This is a genomic window from Variovorax sp. 22077 (genome assembly GCF_052044195.1).
Taxonomy (GTDB): Bacteria; Pseudomonadota; Gammaproteobacteria; order Burkholderiales; family Burkholderiaceae_C; genus Variovorax; species Variovorax atrisoli.
On the sequence record NZ_JBQEQC010000022.1, the window covers coordinates 1 to 16532 of the forward strand.

Here is a 16532-nt window from a genome sequence, read left to right on the forward strand (position 1 = left end):
GCCGCGCCAGCGTCGACTTGCCCGAGCCCGAGGGGCCGACCACGGCCACCGTCTTACCGGCCGGAATCTCGAAGCTCACATGCTTCAGGATGGGCCGCGCGGGCTCGTAGGCGAAGCTCACGTCCTCGAAGCGCACGGTGGCGTCGGCACCGGCCAGCGGCTGTGCGCCGGGCGCGTCGCGCACCTCGCGCTCCTTCTCGAGCAGCACGAACATCTTGTCGAGGTCGGTCAGGCTCTGCTTGATCTCGCGGTAGATCACGCCCAGGAAATTGAGCGGGATGTACAGCTGGATCATGAAGGCGTTGACCATCACCAGGTCGCCCAGCGTCATGCGCCCGTCGACCACGCCCGAGGTGGCGCGCCACAGCATCAGCACCAGGCTGATGGCGATCAGCGCCTGCTGGCCGGTGTTGAGCATGCTCAGCGTGCGCTGGCTCTTGATGGCGGCCTTGCGGTAGCGGTCGAGGCTGGCGTCGTAGCGGCCGGCCTCGAAGTCCTCGTTGTTGAAGTACTTGACGGTCTCGTAGTTCAGGAGCGAATCGACCGCGCGGCTCTGCGCCACCGAGTCGAGCTCGTTCATGGTCTTGCGGAACTGCGTGCGCCACTCGGTCACGGTGACGGTGAAGACGATGTACAGCACCAGCGCCGCCACCGTGATCCACACGAAGAAGGCGTCGAACTTCACGCCCAGGATGGTGAGCACCAGCACCAGCTCGATGATGGTCGGCACGATGCTGTAGAGCGACATCGAGATCAGCGAATGCACGCCGCGCGTACCGCGCTCGATGTCGCGCGTCATGCCGCCGGTCTGGCGCTCCAGGTGGAAGCGCAGGCTCAGCGAATGCAGGTGGCGGAACACCTCCAGCGCGATCTGCCGGGCCGTGCCCTCGGTGGCCTTGGCGAAGATCAGCTCGCGCAGTTCGCTGAAGAGCGAGGTCGAGAAGCGCAGCAGCCCGTAGGCCAGCAGCAGCCCGATGGGCACGATGAGCAGCGCCTGGGCCATGTCGGGCTTGGGCGTCATGGTGTCGACCAGGTTCTTCAGCAGCACCGGCACGCCGACGTTGGCCACCTTGGCGCCGACCATGAAGGCCAGCGCGGCGAGCACGCGCCACTTGTACTGCCAGAGATAGGGGAAAAGCCGGCGCAGGGTCGCCCAGTCGGAGCGTTCGCCTGCGGGTGCCGGCGCCTGGCCGGCGGCTGCGTGGGAGGAAGGAAGGGCTTCGCCGCTGCGGCGCATGGAGGACAATCGTGGTTGCTTGTTTGTTCCAGATTGTGCCCATGTCAGATACTTCCAGTGCCGCCTCCACGGCCGCTGCCACCCTCAAGAGCCTGCCCACCGACATGGAGCTGGTGCTCAAGGTCATCCCGATGCCGGCGGACTGCAACGCCAACGGCGACATCTTCGGCGGCTGGGTCATGGCCCAGTGCGACCTGGCCGGCTCCGTCATCCCCGCGCGCTACGCCAAGGGACGGCAGGCCACGGTGGCGGTCAACGAGTTCATCTTCAAGCAGCCGGTGCGCCTGGGCGACATCCTGTCGTTCTACTCCAAGCTGGTGCGCATCGGCCGCACCTCGGTCACGGTCACGGTCGAAGTCTTCGCCGAACGCTTCCGCGCACAGGGCGAGTACATCAAGGTGACGCAAGCCACCTTCACCTACGTGGCCATCGACGACAACGGCCGTCCGCGGCCGATTGAAAAGTAATCCCCCCAGGCTTCGCGCACTTCGCGTCGCGTACGCCTTCCCCCTTGCCGGGGGCGACGCCTGCGGCCCGGCAAGGCCGGTTCCGCGGTGTTCCTGGCTAAGGCGGCACCCTCTCAGACGCCCGGGTCGCGCACCCGCTCGAAGCGTTCGAACTCGCGGTTGACCCACCGCCCGTCACGCCGCTCCACGCGGCGGATGTACACCGTCTGCACGATGTCGCGGGTGTGGGCGTCGATCTCGATCGGCCCGCGCGGGCTGTCGAGCTTCAGCCCGCGAAACGCATCCACCAGCCGCTCTCCGCTCGCGTTGCCGCGCACGGCGGGCGAGCTCATCGCGGCGTCGATGGCCTCCAGCGCATCGTGCGCCGCGACCGCGAAGTAGCCGGGCCGCAGATGGCTGCCGTATTCGGTCTCGAAGACGCCGGTGAAGCGCCGGTTGGCCGGCGAGTCGTGCACGAAGGAATAGTGGTGGCTGGTGACGAGGCCGTCGGCCAGTTCGCCGATGCCTTCAAGGTAGTGGTCGTCGGTGGCGTCGCCGGTGGCCAGCAGGCGGATGCCGGTGTCGGCCATGCCCCGGTCGCGCCAGAACTTGAGGAAAGTCGCCGGCATCTGCCCCGAGGGCAGGAAGAAGAACACCGCCTGCGGCTTCAGTTCGCGCAGCCGCAGCATGTAGGCCGAGTAGTCCAGCGTGGCCAGCGGCACCCGCAGCATCGCGCCGATGCGGCCGCCGCCCGCAGTGAAGCCCGAGACGAAGGCGCTTTCGGCATCGACGCCCGAAGCGTAGTCGGCCACCACCGTGCAGACGTCGCGCAGCCCCTGCTGCAGCGCCCACCGGGCCAATGGCATCGTGACCTGCCCGATGGTGAAGGACACGCGCACCGCATACGGGCAGCGCGCCGTGATGCCCGAGGACGCCGCGTTCATCACGATCAGCGGCAGCCTGGCCTGCGTGGCGACGTTGCCCACGGCATAGGCATTGGAGCTGAAGTCCAGGCCCGCGAGCAGCTCGACGCGCTCGCTTTCCACGAGGTCGAGCGCCTGGCGGCGGGCCTGGTCGGGGGCGCTGCCCGGCACGTCGCGCCGCAGCAGTTCGACGGGCCTTCCGGCGATGTGCTGGTTGTGCGCCGCCAGCCACACGGACATGCCGGCATCGAACTGCCGGCCGCCGCCTGCATAGGGGCCGGACCAAGAACCGATGACGCCGATGCGCAGCGGCCTGATGCGCGCCAGGGCCAGCGAAGGCGCCGCCAGGGCGCCGGCGGCCAGCAAACCTAAAGTACGCCTGCGCGAAATGCCGGATGCTACTTTTTCAGTAGCATCATTCACCCGGTGGACGGGCGCCGTGAGCGTTCTTCTCTCCGAGGCTTGCACGCAGGACAGTGTAAGCGTGCAAGACCCGGAAGGCGCTTCCGACCCTCATCAGACCTTGGAGAAATCCGGCTTGCGCTTTTGACGAAAGCTTGCCCGCGCCACTTGCGTGGCTACGCCTCTGGCGAGGCGTCGGATTTCAGCACTTGCTGAAATCCGGCTTGCGCTTTTCCATAAAAGCGCTGAAAGCCTCCCGCGCAGCCGGTTCGCGCAGCATGCGCCCGAAGCTCGCGCCCTCCTCGCCCATGCGCTCCAGCACGGCGGGCATCTGGCCCTTCTTCAGCAGGCGCTTGGTTTCCACCAGCGCGCTCAGCGGCTTGGCCGCCAGCTTGCGGGCCTGGGTCTGCGCGATGGCGTTCGCCTCGGTCGGCGGCACCACGCGGTTGACCAGGCCCACTTCGAGCGCGGCCTCGGCCATGAAGGGTTCGCCCAGCAGCAGCGCCTCGGCGGCGCGGTGGTAGCCCAGCATCTGCGGCACCAGCAGGCTCGAAGCCGCCTCGGGGCACAGGCCCAGGTTCACGAAGGGCATCGAGAAGGCCGCGTTGTCGCCGGCATAGACCAGGTCGCAGTGGAACAGCATCGTGGTGCCGATGCCCACGGCCGGGCCGCACACCGAGGCGACGAGCGGCTTGGGGAAAGTGGCGATGCCGCGCAGGAAGCGGAACACCGGCGATTCCTGGGTGGCGGGCGGCGCGTTGAGGAAGTCGCCAATGTCGTTGCCCGCGCTGAAGATCGTCGGGTCGCCCTGGATCAGCACGCAGCGCACGGCCGCGTCGGTCTCCGCATTGGCCAGGGCGTCGGCCAGCTCGGCGTACATGCCGCTGGTGATCGAGTTCTTCTTGTCGACGCGATTGAAGGTGATGGTCATCACACCGGCTTCGGTGTGGACGAGGATGTCGCTCATAGAAAGATCCTTGAATGAAACGTGTGGTGCCGCCCTCAGGCGGCGTCGAGTGCTTCGCGTACGAAATCGAGCCGGTCCTGGCCCCAGAACATTTCGTCGCCGACGAACATGGTGGGCGCGCCGAACACGCCACGCTCCACGGCTTCCTGGGTGACGGCCTTGAGCCGGTCCTTGGTTTCCTGCGCGCCGGCCAGCGCGAGCAGCGCGCCTGCATCGAAGCCGGCATTCTGCAGGACTGCGCCGACGGTCGCCGGGTCGTTCAGGTTCTTCGGTTCCACCCACATCGCGTGGAAGACCGCGTCGACATACGTGCCGAAGCGGTCGGGCTCCTTCATCTGGACGCCTGTGGCGCCGCGCATCAGCAGCAGCGTGTTGATGGGAAAGTGCGGGTTGTGCGCGAAGGGCACGCCGTAGCGCTTCGCGAAGCGCTGGAGGTCGGTCGTCATGTACGGGCCCTTGGGCTTGATCTCGGCCGGCGAGTGGTTGCCGGTGGCCTGGAACACGCCGCCGAGGAGCATGGGCTTCCATACCAGCTGCGCGCCGGTGTCGGCACACACGTGCGGCAGCTGCGTCGCGGCCAGGTAGGCGGCGGGGCTGCCGAAGTCGAAATAGAAGTCGACGGATCGGGTCATGGGTGTCTCCATTCAATGCTGCGAGGGTCGGGATCGGACTTCCGGACGCAAGGGACGCGAAGGTTTCGCAAAGAGCGCAAGAGATCCGGGACACATCTTCGAATGCATTTTTCGCGTCCTTCGCGAAACCTTCGCGTCCTCTGCGTCCCTTGCGCCCGTGATCAGAACTTCTCGGACCAGGGCCGCAGGTCGATCTCGTGCGTCCAGGCGTCGCGCGGCTGCGCGTGCAGCATCCAGTAGGTGTCGGCGATGTGGTCGGGGTTCAGGATGCCGTCGCTTTCCTTCAGCGCATAGCGCTCGGGGAAGTTGCTTCGGATGAACTCGGTGTCGATCGCACCGTCGACCACCACGTGCGCCACGTGGATGCCCTGCGGCCCGAGCTCGCGGGCCATGGACTGGGCCAGCGCGCGCAGCGCCATCTTCGCGCCCGAGAAGGCGCCGAAGTTCGCTCCGCCGCGCAGCGAGGCGGTGGCGCCGGTGAAGATGATCGTGCCGCGATGGCCACCTTTGGGAAGCTCGCGCGCCACCATGCGCTTCGCCACCTCGCGTCCGTTGAGAAAGCCCGAGAAGCAGGCCATCTCCCACACCTTGAAGTACTTGCGCGCGGTCTCGGTGAGGATGCTCTCGGGCACGTTGGCGCCGATGTTGAACACCATCACCTCGATGGGCCCGATGGTCGATTCGATCTGCTCGACGAGCGCGACCACCTCCTCTTCCTTGCGTGCATCGCATGCGAAGGCATGGGCGCGGCGGCCGTCGGCCTCGATCTGCGCGACCAGCGGCTGCAGCTTGTCGAGGCTGCGCCGCGTGACGCAGGCGACATAGCCTTCGCGCGCGAAGCGGCGGGCGATGGCGCCGCCGGTGGCGTCGCCGGCGCCGACGACGAGAACGGCTTTCTGCGGAGTGGCCATGTCGCTATTCCTTGTAGTAGACGATCTGGTTGGAGGTGGCGAGCAGCACGCCCTTCTCGCTCCACAGATGCGCGGTCTGGTCGAAGAAACCGTTGAAGAACTGCTGGCCCGCGGCGCGGCCCAGCAGGTAGCCGGTGCCGACCTCGGCGAGCTGCTGCGGCCCGGCGTGGAAGTAGGTGGTGATCGACACCGTGCCCGCCGGCACGTGCTTCGCGCGGCGCAGCCACACGCGCGGATAGAACATGTCGCTCATCGCGGCCAGCGATGCGAAGTCCAGCGGCCTGGGCTCGGCGTCGCGCAGCCAGATGCGGGTTTCGCTGTGGCCAAGGCTCTCGTCCCATCTGGCGGGAATGCCGCCGCTGAAGGGGCGCATCTCGTACTGCTTGACCCACGCCACGCCCGAGGGGCCGATGCTCATGCGCTCGACCGTCTCGGGCCTGGGCGACTCGGGCATGGGCATGTCGCTCTCGCCCCAGGTCTCGCGGCGCGCGGCGGTCACCACCGTGGCGGTGGTCGTCATGTTGGGCGCGCCGCTGGCGCCGGCCTGCGTGATCTGCACGGTCCAGTGCTGCGTGGAACGGTTGGTGCGCACGGCCGTGGCCTGGATGTCGAACGCGCCGGCTTCGAGCGCCGCCGCGTAGTTGACCGTGATCGCGATCGGCGTGCCCAGCACGTCGGGGTGCTGCATCACCGACTGCAGCGCGAGCGCCGCGGTGGTGCCGCCGAAGGGCCCGACCATGTTCCAGTAGTCGGGGCTGGTCATGCCGGTGAAGTGCCCCACGCGGATGTCGCTGTGGTGGATCTTCAGGGCCTTGTCGAAGGGGTGCGTGCTCGTCGTCATGGCGGCAGTGTGCCTGCGGTGGCCCGCGTCACGCAGTCGTGTGCGGGACGTTGTCGTGCTGCACCGCAGTAAGCGATGCGAGCCTGTTCAGCTTGTCCGCCGTGCTCGGCCAGAGGCTCTGGCTGAACTGCTCGCGGAAGAAGCCGAAGTGGCCGATGCGGCGCGCCTGCACGTCGGCCGGCGCGATGCGTTCGATGGCGCTCGGCGCGCCGGTATAGAAGCTCACCAGGCTGTTCGTGCCTGCCAGCGTCATGAGCTCGTCGTCGGTCATCGACAGCGCGAGCACCGGGAAACGCACGCGGCTGTAGCTGCGCGCGGCAAGCTCGCCCTCGGCGCCGACGCTGTAGCGCGGGTTGAGGCACCAGCGCCGCCACTGCAGGATCACGCCGCGCGGCAGGTCGCCCACCTTCCTGAGCTTGCGGCCCGGAAAGTAGCCGAACAGCCGGGTGACCAGCGGCACCAGCACGAACCAGAAGTAGAGGATGGAGCGCTTGAGCCTCGGCGCGTTCTCGCGCCAGTAGCCGCTGCCGGCCGCGATGCTCACGAGCCCGTCGACCTGCTCGGGCCGCTGCAGGAAGCCCGGCAGCTGCGCGCCGAGGCTGTGGCCCAGCAGGTAGAGCGGCGCATCGGGCGCTGCGGCCTTGGCGGCATCGATGACCGCCTCATAGTCGCGTGCCCAGTCGAACAGGTCGGCATCGACCTCGCGCAGCGGCACGTCGCCGCGCGAGTCGCCCGAGCCCCGGTAGTCGAAGGTCCAGACGCACAGGCCCTGCTGCGAGAGCCATTGCGCGAAGGGCGCGTAGAAGGACTGGCGCACGCCCATCGCGCCGCCGATCACCACGCTCGCGCGCGGCGTGCCGGCGGGTTCGTAGCGGCGCACCGCCAGTTGCTGGGCGCCGCCGTCGACCGGAAGCTGCTGCTGCGTCTGCATGAAGCTGTCTCCTTCGTTGAACCGGCACTCGTGTCGGTGCCTTGCGCGCTACGGGTCAGACCCGCTCGAAGATGCCGGCTGCGCCCTGGCCCATGCCCACGCACATCGTGACCATGCCGTACTTCAGGTTCTCGCGGCGCAGCGCGTGCACCACGGTGGCCGAGCGGATGGCACCGGTGGCGCCCAGCGGATGGCCCAGCGCGATCGCGCCGCCCATCGGGTTGACCTTCGACGCGTCGAGGCCCAGCGTGTTGATGACGGCCAGCGACTGCGCCGCGAAGGCTTCGTTGAGCTCGTACCAGTCGATGTCTTCCTGCTTCAGGCCGGCATAGCGCAGCGCTGCGGGAATGGCCTCGATCGGGCCGATGCCCATGATGTGCGGCGGCACGCCCTTGCTGGCGAAGCTCACGAAGCGCGCGAGCGGCGTGAGGCCGAACTGCTTGACCGCCTTCTCGCTCGCCAGGATCAGCGCGCCGGCGCCGTCCGAGGTCTGCGAGCTGTTGCCGGCCGTCACGGTGCCGCGCGCGGCGAACACGGTGCGCAGCTTGGCCAGGCCTTCGAGGCTGGTATCGGGGCGCGCGCCCTCGTCGAGGTTGACGGTGCGGGTCTTGGCGATGGATTCGCCAGTCTCCAGGTTCGGCGCGCGGTCGGTCACCTCGATGGGCGTGATCTCGTCTGCGAACTTGCCGGCCTGCTGCGCGGCCAGCGCCTTCTGGTGCGAGGCGAGCGCGAACTCGTCCTGAGCCTGGCGGCTCACCTTCCACTGCTGCGCCACCTTCTCCGCCGTGAGGCCCATGCCGTAGGCGATGCCCACGTCGCCCTCGCGCTCGAAGATCGAGGGCGACAGCGAGGGCGAGTTGCCCATCATCGGCACCATGCTCATGCTCTCGACACCCGCCGCGATCATCACGTCGGCCTCGCCCACGCGGATGCGGTCGGCCGCCATCTGCACGGCCGACAGGCCCGATGCGCAGAAGCGGTTGACGGTGATGCCGCCCACGCTGGTCGGCAGGCCGGCCAGCACCGCGCCGATGCGCGCGACGTTCAGGCCCTGCTGCGACTCGGGAATCGCGCAGCCGCAGATGATGTCCTCGATGGCTTTCGGATCGAGGCTGGGCACCGCGGCCAGCGCAGCGCGCAGCGTGGTGGCCAGCAGGTCGTCGGGCCGGTAGTTGCGGAAGTAGCCCCGGTGCGACTTGCCGATGGGGGTGCGGGTGGCGGAGACGATGTAGGCGTCTTGGACTTGCTTCATGGAAGGCTCCTGGATTTGGCTCCTTCCCCCTCTGGGGGAAGGTCGGGATGGGGGCAGACGGCCGTCAATTCGCCGAGTCGATTGGCAATCGCCTGCAGCACCCCTTCAAAGTTGACAAACGGATCGTTCGATCCGAAACGCAGTACGTCGAATCCCTGCGCGCGCAGGAAAGCGTCGCGTCGGGCGTCGTAGCCCGCCTGCGCCTGATGTTGCGATCCGTCGAGTTCGACGATCAGCTTGGGACCGAGGCAGGCGAAATCGGCGATGTAGTTGCCAAGCGGATGCTGCCTGCGGAACTTCACTCCCAGTTGCTCGCCGCGCAGCCCGCTCCAGAGCTTGCGCTCGGAGTCGGTCATCCCGCGCCGCAGCGTGCGGGCGTTATGTTGCGCGTTGGGAGTAGATTGGTTTTGCATGGGCCGCTTGCCCCCATCCCGACCTTCCCCCAAAGGGGGAAGGAGAAAGACGGGCATCGCTCGTATCAGTTGCGCACAGGCTTCCCCGTGCTGAGCATCCCCATGATCCGCTCCTGCGTCTTGGGGTGCACGATGAGCGAGCAGAACGCCTTGCGTTCCAGCGTCATCAGGTATTCCTCGGTCACGAGCGAGCCCGCGTCCACGTCGCCGCCGGTCACCACGTTGGCGATCAGGCTGGCGATGTGGAAGTCGTGGGCGCTGATGAAGCCGCCGTCGCGCATGTTCACGAGCTGGCCCTTGATGGTGGCGGCGCCGCTGCGGCCCGCGACGCGGAAGGCGCGGCGCAGCGGGGGGCGGTAGCCGGCGTCGGCCATGGCCTTGGCCTGCTGCAGAGCCACGTACAGCAGCTCGTCCTTGTTCGGCACGATCACGTCGCCCTCGAGCAGGTAGCCCAGCTTCTTCGAGTCGAGCGCGCCGGTGCCCACCTTCGCCATCGCGGCGGCGGTGAAGCCTTCGGTGAGGAAGGGCAGCAGGTCGGTGCCCGTCGAGGCCGATGCGTTCTCGGCCGCGCGGCGGGCGATGTAGGTCAGGCCGCCCGCGCCGGGGATCAGGCCCACGCCCACTTCGACCAGGCCGATGTAGCTTTCCATCGCGGCAACGCGCTTGGCCGAATGGATGGCCAGCTCGCAGCCGCCGCCCAGCGCCATGCCGCGCACGGCGGAGATCACCGGCACGTTGGCGTAGCGGATCTTGAGCATCACGTTCTGCAGCTCTTCCTCCGCACCCTCGACCGCGCCGATGCCGGCGACCACGAAGGCCGGCAGCATGGCCTGCAGGTCGGCGCCGACGGAGAACACCTCGTCGGGCGACCAGATCACCAGGCCCTTGTATTCGGCCTCGGCCAGGTCGACCGCGGCGCCGAGCGCCTCGGCCACGTCGGGGCTGATGGCGTGCATCTTCGAATGGATGCTGGCGATGAGCACTTCGCCATCGAGCGTCCACACGCGCACGTCGCCTTCGTCGCTGATGGTGGTGCCGGCGGTGTTGGCGTCAGCCGCGTTGGCGCCGAGCACGCTCTCGGGGAACAGCTGGCGCTCATGCACCGGCAGCCTGCGCTGCGGCACGAACCTGTTCTGCGAGGCGCTCCACGAGCCCTCGGGCGTGTGCACGCCGCCGGCCTCGGCCACCGGGCCTTCGAACACCCACCTGGGCAGCGGCGCGCTGCTCAGCGCCTTGCCGGCGTCGATGTCTTCCTGCACCCACTTGGCGACCTGCGCCCAGCCGGCTTCCTGCCAGAGTTCGAAGGGGCCCTGCTTCATGCCGAAGCCCCAGCGCATGGCGAAGTCGATGTCGCGCGCGCTCTCGGCGATGTCTCCCAGGTGCACGGCTGCGTAGTGGAAGCCGTCGCGCAGGATGGCCCAGAGGAACTGGCCCTGCGGTCCTTCGCTCTCGCGCAGCAGCTTCAGGCGTTCGCCCGCGGGCTTCTTGAGCATGCGGCCGTACACCTCGTCGGCCTTGGCGCCGGCGGGCACGTACTCGCCGCTCTTCAGGTCGAAGCGCAGGATGTCGCGGCCGGCCTTCTTGAAGAAGCCGGCCTTGGTCTTCTGGCCCAGGTTGCCCAGCTCCAGCAGCCTGGCGAGCACGGGAGGCGTCGCGAAGTTGGCGTAGAACGGGTCGGTCTCGGCGTTGAGGTTGTCCTGCAGGGTCTTCACGACGTGGGCCATGGTATCCAGGCCCACCACGTCGGCGGTGCGGAAGGTGCCCGAGCTCGCGCGGCCCAGCTTCTTGCCGGTGAGGTCGTCCACCACGTCGGGCGTGAGGCCGAACTTCTCGACTTCCTTCAGCGTGGCCAGCATGCCGGCGATGCCGACGCGGTTGGCGATGAAGTTGGGCGTGTCGTGCGCGCGCACCACGCCCTTGCCCAGCGTGCTGGTGACGAAGGCTTCGAGGTCGTCGAGCACCTGCGGCTGCGTGGTGGGCGTGTTGATCAGCTCCACCAGGAACATGTAGCGCGGCGGATTGAAGAAGTGGATGCCGCAGAAGCGCGGCTTCAGCGCCTCGGGCAGCGCCTCGCTGAGCTTGGTGATCGACAGGCCCGAGGTGTTGGAGGCCAGGATCGCATGCTTGGCGACGTGCGGCGCGATCTTCTTGTAGAGATCGAGCTTCCAGTCCATGCGCTCGGCGATGGCCTCGATGACGAGGTCGCACTCGCCGAGCTTGTCGAGGTTGTCGTCGTAGTTGGCCTGCTCGATCAGCACCGCGTCGGCCACGTCGCCCAGCGGCGCGGGCTTGAGCTTCTTGAGGTTGTCGATGGCGCGCGTGACGATGCCGTTCTTGGGGCCTTCCTTGGCCGCCAGGTCGAACAGCACGACAGGCACGCGCACGTTGACGAGGTGGGCCGCGATCTGCGCGCCCATCACGCCGGCGCCGAGCACGGCGACCTTCTTCACTTGAAATCGGGACATAACTGGGCTTTGAAGTTTCGAATCAGTTCGGGGAACACCACGGAACCGGCTTTGCCGGGCCGCTGGTGTTGCCCCCTTGAGGGGGTAGGCGGCTACACGAAGTGAGCAAGCAACGGGGGTGGGTCAGGGAACGCGGTTCCAGGTTTGGGTGCGCCAGAAGGGGCCCAGGTAGCCGCGCACCTCGAGCTTCCTGCCGCCATCGACGGGCGTGAAGCTCGCGCGGTATTCCTTGCCGTTCTCGGGGTCGAGGATCTTTCCGCCTTCCCAGACGTCCTTGCCCTCGGCCTTCTTGCCGCCGCGGATGATCTCCAGGCCCGCGATGGGCTTGCCCTTGCGGTCGTCGCTGCATTCCTCGCAGACCGCGTCGGCCTTGGTGTCCTTCTTCAACGACTTCTCGATGCGGCCGGTGAGCGCGCCGTTGGTCTCGGCGATGCGGATCTCGGCCTTGACCTCGCCGGTCTTGTCGTCGACGTTGCGCCACAGGCCCACCGGCGTGATGCCCGCGCCTTGCGCCATGGCGGAAGCGGCGGTGACGGTGAACAGGACGGCTGCAAGCATTGCTTTCATGAGCGGCTTCCGGTTGAGTGTGGGTCGGTCGTCGAAGAAGGAGCCCCAGGCTTACGCCAGGGCGGCTTCGGTGTCCATCAGCACCTTGCTGCCGGCGCGCGCGGTGCGCATCAGCGTCGCGGTCTCGGGGAATAGCTTGGCGAAGTAGAAGCGCGCGGTCTGCAGCTTGCCGACGTAGAACGGGTCGGTGTTGCCGGCGGCGATCTCGCGCAGCGCGACCTGCGCCATGCGGGCGAACAGGTAGCCGAACACGAAGTGGCCGGCCACGCGCAGGTAGTCGACGGCGGCGGCGCCCACTTCGTCGGGGTTCTGGAAGCCCTTGAATCCGATCTCGGTCGTGAACTTGGTGAGCTGGTCGCCCAGGCCGGCGATCGGGTTGATGAACTCGGCCATCTTCTCGTTCACGCCCTCTTCTTCCACCAGCTTCGCGACGAGCTTGCCGAACTTCTTGAGCGAGGCGCCGTTGTTGCCCAGCACCTTGCGGCCCAGCAGGTCCAGCGACTGGATCGTGTTGGTGCCTTCGTAGATCATGTTGATGCGGTTGTCGCGCACGAACTGCTCCATGCCCCATTCCTTGATGAAGCCGTGGCCGCCGAACACCTGCATGCAGGCGTTGGTGGAGATGTGGCCGTTGTCGGTGATGAAGGCCTTGACGATGGGGGTCAGCAGCGCGACCAGCTCGCCCGAGTCCTTGCGCACCTTCTCGTCGGGGTGGTTGTGTTCCTTGTCGAGCAGCAGCGTGCAGAAGATCTGCAGCGCGCGGCCGCCTTCGGCGTACGCCTTGGCGGTGAGCAGCATCTTGCGCACGTCGGGGTGCACGATGATGGGGTCGGCTTCCTTGTCCTTGGCCTTCACGCCCGAGAGGGAGCGCATCTGGATGCGGTCCTTGGCGTAGGCCAGCGCGTTCTGGTAGGCCACTTCCGTGAGGCCCAGCGACTGGTTGCCCACGCCCAGGCGGGCGGCGTTCATCATCACGAACATCGCGGCCAGGCCCTTGTTGGGCTCGCCCACCAGGGTTCCGGTGGCGCCTTCGATCACGATCTGCGCGGTGGCGTTGCCGTGGATGCCCATCTTGTGCTCCAGGCCGGCGCAGAAGATCGGGTTGCGCTCGCCCAGCGAGCCGTCGGCCTTGACCTTGAACTTCGGCACCACGAACAGGCTGATGCCCTTGCTGCCCTTGGGCGCGTCGGGAAGGCGTGCCAGCACCAGGTGGATGATGTTGCTGGTCATGTCGTGCTCGCCGGCCGAGATGAAGATCTTGTTGCCGGTGATGCGGTAGGTGCCGTCGGGCTGCGGCTCGGCCTTGGTGCGCAGCAGGCCCAGGTCGGTGCCGCAGTGCGGCTCGGTCAGGCACATGGTGCCGGTCCATTCGCCGCTGGTGAGCTTGGGCAGGTAGGTCTTCTTCTGCTCGTCGGTGCCGTGCGCGGCGAGCGCTTCGTAAGCGCCGTGCGAGAGGCCGGGATACATGGTCCAGGCCTGGTTGGCGCTGTTGAGCATCTCGAACAGGCACTGGTTCACCACGAAGGGCAGGCCCTGGCCTCCGAAGGCCGGGTCGCACGACAGCGCGGGCCAGCCGCCCTCGACGTACTTGGCGTAGGCTTCCTTGAAGCCCTTGGGGGTCTTCACTTCATGCGTGTTCTTGTCGAGCGTGCAGCCTTCCTCGTCGCCGCTGATGTTCAGCGGGAAGGTCACCTCGGCGGCGAACTTGCCCGCCTCCTCGATCACCGCGTTGATGGTGTCGGCGTCGGTCTCGGCATGGGCCGGAAGCGCCTTGAGCTCCTCGGCGACGTTGAGCACTTCGTGCAGCACGAACTGCATGTCGCGTACGGGGGGGGTGTAGGTAGGCATCCGGGACTCTCCTGGTCGAAGCTAGATAGAAAAAAGAAAAAGGAAAAACGGAACCGGCCGCGCGCTTCGCTCAGCGCACGGTCTTGAGGCGGCGTGCCGCGGGTGCGGCGGCCGCTTCGGGCTTGGGTGCGTCGGGCGTGGCGGCGCGCGCGAGGATGTTGTCGAAGCCGACGTTGGCGCGGCCGATGGAGCCGGGCACCTGCAGGAAGCGGGCTTCGTAGTGCAGCGCGAGGATCAGGCCGTGGATCTCGAACGCCAGCTGGCGTTCGTCGGCGTCGGCGCGCAGGTGGCCTTCGCTCTGCGACTGCACGATGGCGCGCAGCACGGCCGCCTGCCAGATGCTGACCGACTCGACCAGCGCGTCGCGCACCGGACCTGGACGGTCGTCGAATTCGGAAGCGCCGCTGATGTAGATGCAGCCCGAGTCGATCTCGGTCGAGGTGCGCTTCATCCAGTTAGCGAACATGGCGCGCAGGCGCGGCAGGCCGCGCGGCGCCTTCAGTGCGGGAAAGAACACCTCCTGCTCGAAGCGCGCGTGGTATTCGCGCACCACCGAGATCTGGAGCTCTTCGCGCGATCCGAAGTGGGCGAAGACGCCCGACTTGCTCATCTTGGTGATCTCGGCCACGGCGCCGATCGACAGCCCTTCGAGGCCGATCTGCGCGGCCAGTGCCAGCGCCGCATCGACGATGACGGCCTTGGTCTGCTGCCCTTTCTGGGCGGCGCGCGCGGGCTTGGCGGGAACGGCTGTTGCGGTCATCGTGGAATTTCCATGCAAAAACGAACGGTCGTTCTATTTTGCAGGGCTTTGGACTTCCGGCCGCAAATTAACCTTCAGTTATTGAAGGTTAATGAAGGCGGGACGGACCGCAATCGGGTCCGTCCCGCATCACTCACTCTCACTCGCTTCCAGGGCCGTACGGCCCCGGGGCTCAGAACTCCTGCGACACCGGCCGCAGCACGACCTCGTTGATGTCCACGTCGGCCGGCTGCTCCACCGCGTAGACCACGGCGCGCGCCACCGAATCGGCAGGGATCTGGTTGGACTCGTAGAACGCCTTCACGCCGGCCGCGCTCTCGGCATCGGTGGTGCCGAACTTGAGCTCCGACTCCACCGCGCCGGGCGAGACGATGGTCACGCGCACGCCGCTGTTGCCCACCTCCACGCGCAGGCCCTCGGAGATGGCGCGCACCGCGTACTTGGTCGCGCTGTAGACGGTGCCGATCGGCGTGAACACCTTCAGCCCCGCGATGGACGCCACGTTGACGATGTGCCCGCTGCCCTGCGCCTGCATGCGCGGCAGCACCGCGGCGATGCCGTAGAGCACGCCCTTGATGTTGACGTCGATGGTGCGGTCCCATTCGTCGACCTTCAGCTTGTGGATGGGCGACAGCGGCATCACGCCTGCGTTGTTGACCAGCACGTCGATGCGGCCGAAGGCCTCGACGGTGGCCTGGGCGAGCTTCTCGAGGTCGGCGCGCTTCGCCACGTCGGTGGCCACGGCGATGGCTTCGCCGCCGGCTTCGCGGATCTCGGCGACGAGCTTGTCGAGCCGCTCGGTACGGCGCGCAGCCAGCACCACCTTCGCGCCGCGCGCCGCCAGGTGGCGCGCGGTCGATTCGCCCAGCCCGCTGCTCGCACCGGTGACGATGGCGACCTTGCCCTTGATGTTGTCTTGAACAGATGTCATGGAGAGATTCCTTTCGCGGTGTGTTGAAGAAGTGCATGCAGTGTGGAAAATCCATGCGTTCCAGTAAATGAAACTCTGGCGACTTCAGAATTCCCAATTGAGGAACACTCCATGTCCAACCGCCTCGAAGCGCTGCGCGTCTTCTTCACCGCCGCCGATGCCTCCAATTTCCGCGAGGCGGCCGTGCGACTTTCGGTGTCGCCGCAGGTGGTGACGCGCGCGGTGCGCGAGCTCGAGGAAGAACTGGGCGAGCCGCTCTTCCACCGCAGCACGCGCGGCGTGCAGCTCACCGATTTCGGGCGGCAGCTCGCGCAGCGCGCGCGTGCGGCGGTGGGCGGCGTCGACGCTCTGTTCCACCGCACCGACCGGCGCGCGCTGTCGCAGCATGCGGGCACGGTGCGCGTGACCGCACCCAACGTGTTCGGCCGCCGGCTGATCCCGCAGGCGCTGGCGCCCATGCTGGCCGGGCACCCCGGCCTGGTGCTCGACCTGCGGCTGTCGGAGAGCCATGCCGACGTGGTCGACGAGCAGATCGACATCGGCGTGCGCGCTGGACCCATCCGAGATGCGCGCTTCGTCGCCCGCACGGTCGGCAGGATGCGCCTCTACGTGGTGGCGACGCCCGCGCTGATCGAGCGCACCGGCATTCCGGAGAGCCTCGATGCGCTGCCGGGCTTTCCGCTCACTGCGCTGATGGACCGCAGCTCGGGCCGCCCATGGTCGTGGTTCTTCAGCAAGGGGCGGCAGGTGCCGATCGCCGCGCCCGCCTTCGTCACCGACGACGTCGATGCCGAATGCGCGGCAGTGCGCGCGGGCCTGGGCTTCGGCCAGCTCGTGGCCCCGCTGGCCGAGCCCCTGCTGCAGTCGGGCGAGCTCGTGGAGGTGCTGGAGGCCGAGGCGCCGGAGCCCTGGCCGATCCATGTCTACCGCTCGCAGCGCGCACCGGTTCCGGCGCGCGTGCGGCTGGTGTACGACGAGCTGATCCGCGTGCTGCGCTGAGGCGGCT

The 16532-nt window shown here is 67.6% G+C and carries 16 protein-coding genes; 2 read left to right on the forward strand and 14 right to left on the reverse strand.

The genetic code is table 11. The features are described from left to right. A partial coding sequence (locus tag ACTJLF_RS26205) for an ABC transporter transmembrane domain-containing protein (protein ID WP_440884261.1) occupies positions 1 to 1237 on the reverse strand: 1237 nt, incomplete at its 3' end. Positions 1238 to 1278: 41 nt separating this feature from the next. Here ACTJLF_RS26205 and ACTJLF_RS26210 point away from each other — a divergent pair. After that, positions 1279 to 1704 (forward strand): acyl-CoA thioesterase, encoded by a 426-nt coding sequence (locus ACTJLF_RS26210; protein WP_019656901.1) that lies wholly within the window; start codon positions 1279 to 1281, stop codon positions 1702 to 1704. Positions 1705 to 1817: 113 nt separating this feature from the next. On the opposite strand, the gene ACTJLF_RS26215 is transcribed toward ACTJLF_RS26210, so the two are convergent. The 13 genes from ACTJLF_RS26215 to ACTJLF_RS26275 all read right to left on the reverse strand — a co-directional run bounded on the left by ACTJLF_RS26215 (position 1818) and on the right by ACTJLF_RS26275 (position 15526). Further along, positions 1818 to 2924: an ABC transporter substrate-binding protein gene (locus ACTJLF_RS26215; protein WP_026346620.1), complete on the reverse strand. Its 1107-nt coding sequence runs from the start codon at positions 2922 to 2924 to the stop codon at positions 1818 to 1820. 286 nt (positions 2925 to 3210) lie between these two features. Beyond that, positions 3211 to 3975 carry an enoyl-CoA hydratase gene (locus ACTJLF_RS26220; RefSeq protein WP_019656899.1) on the reverse strand — a complete coding sequence of 255 codons (765 nt, stop codon included), beginning with the start codon at positions 3973 to 3975 and terminating at the stop codon, positions 3211 to 3213. A 35-nt stretch (positions 3976 to 4010) separates the two neighbouring features. Then, on the reverse strand, positions 4011 to 4607 hold the full coding sequence (locus tag ACTJLF_RS26225; protein WP_440884197.1) for a 2-hydroxychromene-2-carboxylate isomerase: 597 nt from the start codon (positions 4605 to 4607) through the stop codon (positions 4011 to 4013). Positions 4608 to 4768: 161 nt separating this feature from the next. Continuing rightward, on the reverse strand, positions 4769 to 5518 hold the full coding sequence (locus tag ACTJLF_RS26230) for an SDR family oxidoreductase (protein WP_440884198.1): 750 nt from the start codon (positions 5516 to 5518) through the stop codon (positions 4769 to 4771). Between the two features lie 4 nt (positions 5519 to 5522). Next, positions 5523 to 6359: an acyl-CoA thioesterase gene (locus ACTJLF_RS26235; protein WP_132752160.1), complete on the reverse strand. Its 837-nt coding sequence runs from the start codon at positions 6357 to 6359 to the stop codon at positions 5523 to 5525. A 28-nt stretch (positions 6360 to 6387) separates the two neighbouring features. Continuing rightward, positions 6388 to 7290 carry an alpha/beta hydrolase family protein gene (locus ACTJLF_RS26240; protein WP_440884199.1) on the reverse strand — a complete coding sequence of 301 codons (903 nt, stop codon included), beginning with the start codon at positions 7288 to 7290 and terminating at the stop codon, positions 6388 to 6390. A gap of 55 nt (positions 7291 to 7345) precedes the next feature. Further along, positions 7346 to 8542, reverse strand: coding sequence for an acetyl-CoA C-acyltransferase (locus ACTJLF_RS26245; RefSeq protein WP_126182446.1), 1197 nt, complete (start codon positions 8540 to 8542; stop codon positions 7346 to 7348). After that, complete coding sequence (locus ACTJLF_RS26250) at positions 8539 to 8955, reverse strand: endonuclease domain-containing protein (RefSeq protein ID WP_126182445.1); 417 nt, start codon at positions 8953 to 8955, stop codon at positions 8539 to 8541. Before ACTJLF_RS26250 ends, ACTJLF_RS26245 begins: the two co-directional genes overlap by 4 nt. 65 nt (positions 8956 to 9020) lie before the next feature. Further along, positions 9021 to 11420, reverse strand: coding sequence for a 3-hydroxyacyl-CoA dehydrogenase/enoyl-CoA hydratase family protein (locus tag ACTJLF_RS26255; RefSeq protein WP_019656893.1), 2400 nt, complete (start codon positions 11418 to 11420; stop codon positions 9021 to 9023). Positions 11421 to 11543: 123 nt separating this feature from the next. Beyond that, on the reverse strand, positions 11544 to 11987 hold the full coding sequence (locus tag ACTJLF_RS26260; protein WP_145762063.1) for a DUF2147 domain-containing protein: 444 nt from the start codon (positions 11985 to 11987) through the stop codon (positions 11544 to 11546). A 51-nt stretch (positions 11988 to 12038) separates the two neighbouring features. Next, a complete protein-coding gene (locus tag ACTJLF_RS26265; protein WP_126182444.1) occupies positions 12039 to 13835 on the reverse strand; it encodes an acyl-CoA dehydrogenase C-terminal domain-containing protein in 1797 nt (598 codons plus the stop codon). A 70-nt stretch (positions 13836 to 13905) separates the two neighbouring features. Beyond that, positions 13906 to 14595 (reverse strand): TetR/AcrR family transcriptional regulator, encoded by a 690-nt coding sequence (locus tag ACTJLF_RS26270; protein WP_019656890.1) that lies wholly within the window; start codon positions 14593 to 14595, stop codon positions 13906 to 13908. 172 nt (positions 14596 to 14767) lie between these two features. After that, positions 14768 to 15526 carry an SDR family oxidoreductase gene (locus ACTJLF_RS26275; protein ID WP_019656889.1) on the reverse strand — a complete coding sequence of 253 codons (759 nt, stop codon included), beginning with the start codon at positions 15524 to 15526 and terminating at the stop codon, positions 14768 to 14770. Positions 15527 to 15637: 111 nt separating this feature from the next. Between ACTJLF_RS26275 and ACTJLF_RS26280 the strand changes: the two genes are divergently transcribed. Then, on the forward strand, positions 15638 to 16525 hold the full coding sequence (locus tag ACTJLF_RS26280) for a LysR family transcriptional regulator (RefSeq protein ID WP_019656888.1): 888 nt from the start codon (positions 15638 to 15640) through the stop codon (positions 16523 to 16525). The last annotated feature ends 7 nt before the right edge of the window (positions 16526 to 16532 follow it).

What these genes read in the sequence shown, in the direction of transcription:
- ACTJLF_RS26210 (WP_019656901.1), top strand. Translation starts at nt 1,279, where the DNA reads ATGTCAGATACTTCCAGTGCCGCCTCCACGGCCGCTGCCACCCTCAAG.
- ACTJLF_RS26220 (WP_019656899.1), bottom strand. Translation starts at nt 3,975, where the DNA reads ATGAGCGACATCCTCGTCCACACCGAAGCCGGTGTGATGACCATCACC.
- ACTJLF_RS26225 (WP_440884197.1), bottom strand. Translation starts at nt 4,607, where the DNA reads ATGACCCGATCCGTCGACTTCTATTTCGACTTCGGCAGCCCCGCCGCC.
- ACTJLF_RS26230 (WP_440884198.1), bottom strand. Translation starts at nt 5,518, where the DNA reads ATGGCCACTCCGCAGAAAGCCGTTCTCGTCGTCGGCGCCGGCGACGCC.
- ACTJLF_RS26235 (WP_132752160.1), bottom strand. Translation starts at nt 6,359, where the DNA reads ATGACGACGAGCACGCACCCCTTCGACAAGGCCCTGAAGATCCACCAC.
- ACTJLF_RS26240 (WP_440884199.1), bottom strand. Translation starts at nt 7,290, where the DNA reads ATGCAGACGCAGCAGCAGCTTCCGGTCGACGGCGGCGCCCAGCAACTG.
- ACTJLF_RS26245 (WP_126182446.1), bottom strand. Translation starts at nt 8,542, where the DNA reads ATGAAGCAAGTCCAAGACGCCTACATCGTCTCCGCCACCCGCACCCCC.
- ACTJLF_RS26250 (WP_126182445.1), bottom strand. Translation starts at nt 8,955, where the DNA reads ATGCAAAACCAATCTACTCCCAACGCGCAACATAACGCCCGCACGCTG.
- ACTJLF_RS26255 (WP_019656893.1), bottom strand. Translation starts at nt 11,420, where the DNA reads ATGTCCCGATTTCAAGTGAAGAAGGTCGCCGTGCTCGGCGCCGGCGTG.
- ACTJLF_RS26260 (WP_145762063.1), bottom strand. Translation starts at nt 11,987, where the DNA reads ATGAAAGCAATGCTTGCAGCCGTCCTGTTCACCGTCACCGCCGCTTCC.
- ACTJLF_RS26265 (WP_126182444.1), bottom strand. Translation starts at nt 13,835, where the DNA reads ATGCCTACCTACACCCCCCCCGTACGCGACATGCAGTTCGTGCTGCAC.
- ACTJLF_RS26270 (WP_019656890.1), bottom strand. Translation starts at nt 14,595, where the DNA reads ATGACCGCAACAGCCGTTCCCGCCAAGCCCGCGCGCGCCGCCCAGAAA.
- ACTJLF_RS26275 (WP_019656889.1), bottom strand. Translation starts at nt 15,526, where the DNA reads ATGACATCTGTTCAAGACAACATCAAGGGCAAGGTCGCCATCGTCACC.
- ACTJLF_RS26280 (WP_019656888.1), top strand. Translation starts at nt 15,638, where the DNA reads ATGTCCAACCGCCTCGAAGCGCTGCGCGTCTTCTTCACCGCCGCCGAT.